The organism is Pontibacter qinzhouensis (genome assembly GCF_008017455.1).
Lineage (GTDB): Bacteria > Bacteroidota > Bacteroidia > Cytophagales > Hymenobacteraceae > Pontibacter > Pontibacter qinzhouensis.
In genome coordinates, this window is the sequence record NZ_VRTY01000198.1 from 1 (window position 1) to 2,158 (window position 2,158).

The window sequence follows — 2,158 nt, forward strand, 5'->3', positions numbered from 1 at the left end:
GTGGTTGATGGTCATGATGTTTTGCAGGGTATGCTTTAGCCATTGATAAGGGTTTACCTCCTGCTTTTTGCATATGGCAAAGAAGGAGTAGATCATGGCAGCCCGCTGTGCTGCCTGATGGCTTCCGGCAAAGAGGTAGTTTTTGCGTCCCAGGGCCACGGGCCGGATCGCATTTTCCACCAGGTTGTTGTCGATCTGCAGCTCTCCGTCATAGAGGTAGGCTGAGAGGGCATCCCAGCGGGCGATGCTGTAGCTCATGGCCTTGCCGATCTGGCTTTTAGGCAGCGTCTGCTTTACTTCCTCCACCAGCCACTTGCCCAACTCGTTGAGCAGCGGCAGTGACTTTTCCAGCCGCAGTTGTTTAATAGCTGCCGCATCCAGTTCTTCTTCCCGGGCCTTGCGCTCTACCGCATAGAGCTGCTGGATATAGAGCAGGGCAACGCCGGCACGTTTGGCGTCATTGCCCAGTGCTTTCTCGAACTCACGTCTGGCATGGGCCCAGCAGGCCAGATGCACCACCTCTTGGCGCGCTCCTATCTTCTCATACACTCCATAGCCATCGGTCTGCAGGTAACCTGTAAAGGAATCTAATACCTGCGCGCCGGCTGCACCACGGGTGGGCCGGTAGTCAAAGAGGACGGTCTTATCTAAAGGGGAATGGTAGACCCAGTAGTAGCCCTGGTGGCAGGCGCCTTTTTTGTTCGACTCGAGTACCTTTATCGGTGTCTCGTCTGCCTGCAGGTAGCCTTTGGCTTTGGTATCGAAGAGCAGCTGCTCATAAAGGGGTTCCAACCGCTCCAGGGCCTGCTTTGCCCAGCCTTCTATCGTGGAGGTGGCGATGGGGATGTTTTCGCGGGCAAAGCGCTGCTTCTGGCGGTAGAGCGGCAGGTGGTCCATGTACTTATCAACCAGAATGGAGGCCAAAAGGCCGGCTCCGGGGATGCCCTTGTCGATCACCCGCTCTGGCAGCGTACCAATGCTTACCCCTTCCTGGTGCTCATGGGCGTACTTGTAGCGGATGTAGCGGCGGATAAAGAAGCGGGCCGGATCGCAGTCAAGTTCCTCGGTTACCTCTTTGCCGATGCAGACCATCTGAGTCAGGTCACCTTCGGGATAAATCTCCACCTCTTCTACCGGAAGGTGGGCAGGCAGTGGCGTACGGCCTTTATGAGCGGATTGCCTTTTGCGTACATAGTTTATCTGCTCTTCGAGTAGCTCTTGCTGCTGCTCTACTTCCACAGCAGGAGTCTGGAAAGGAAGCGGCAACTGGGTGGCATCCGCCTCGAAGCGCTCCCGCTTCTGGCCAAAGGCGATCCGCTGGTACATCGCCACCTGTGCCTTGTAGTAGGCAAGCTCCTGCTCCAGGTGCGTGTTGCGGGCTTTCAGTTGTGTATTTTCCTGCTCCAGCACGGCCTGTCCCTTTTCAAAAGGAGTCGTGTGATGCTGTTGTTCAAGAGCCGGTTTCATGTGTTAAAGATAGCTCAAAAAGCTGGTTTTTCATAGGCTGCAGGCACTTTTGCAGCAGTTATTTTACGGCCCGTAACGCAGCTTCTGTATGCTCCTTTCCACCTGTATCCCTTCTATCATCAGCACCAGTTCCGGCCAGCGGATACGGTTACCAGCACCAGGGAGCAGTGGTGGCGTGAAGGTACCCTGCTCCAGGCGCTTATAGTAAAGCACAAAGCCGCCGTGCTCCCAGTGCAGCAGCTTTAGAAGGGTACGGGAACGGTTGAGAAACACAAACACCTCGCCCGAAGCCGGATTCTTATCCGTTTGATTCCTGATAAGGCCGCAGAGCCCGTCGAAGCTTTTGCGCATGTCCACGGCAGCGGCATAGAGGTAATAGCTGTGGGAGGAACTCAGACTTAGCATGGGCTAAAGACGCAACAATTGACTGATGAGTTGCAAATCTGCCCCATGCAGCTTTAGCTTTACCCCGTTAGGGTAAACCAACTCCACTGCAGGAGCATGCATGGGGAGTGCTCCAGTATCCACTTTTATAAATCCGGCGGTGGGCTCCCGTTCCTTTCTTACTTTCCTGACCCAGTAACCAAACCGGGAAAGGTTCAAACCGGCTGAATCACAAAAAGCTTTCTGGCTCTGACCGCTTTGCTCATAAACTGCAACTAACCGCAGCATCTCTTCTCTCTGTTCCATG

The 2,158-nt window shown here is 54.6% G+C and carries 2 protein-coding genes and 1 pseudogene; all 3 read right to left on the minus strand.

The features are described from left to right. Positions 1–1,356 (minus strand): annotated as a pseudogene (gene tnpC / locus FVR03_RS23950) (IS66 family transposase); the annotation flags it as partial. 174 nt (positions 1,357–1,530) lie between these two features. Continuing rightward, positions 1,531–1,872, minus strand: coding sequence for an IS66 family insertion sequence element accessory protein TnpB (gene tnpB, locus FVR03_RS23955; protein ID WP_147924297.1), 342 nt, complete (start codon positions 1,870–1,872; stop codon positions 1,531–1,533). 3 nt (positions 1,873–1,875) lie between these two features. Beyond that, positions 1,876–2,158, minus strand: a 283-nt coding sequence (tnpA, locus tag FVR03_RS23960) for an IS66 family insertion sequence element accessory protein TnpA (RefSeq protein ID WP_222707315.1), incomplete at its 5' end; no start/stop codon positions are given.

Excerpts from the sequence above, each read along its gene's own strand:
- tnpB (WP_147924297.1), bottom strand. The coding sequence starts at position 1,872 with ATGCTAAGTCTGAGTTCCTCCCACAGCTATTACCTCTATGCCGCTGCC.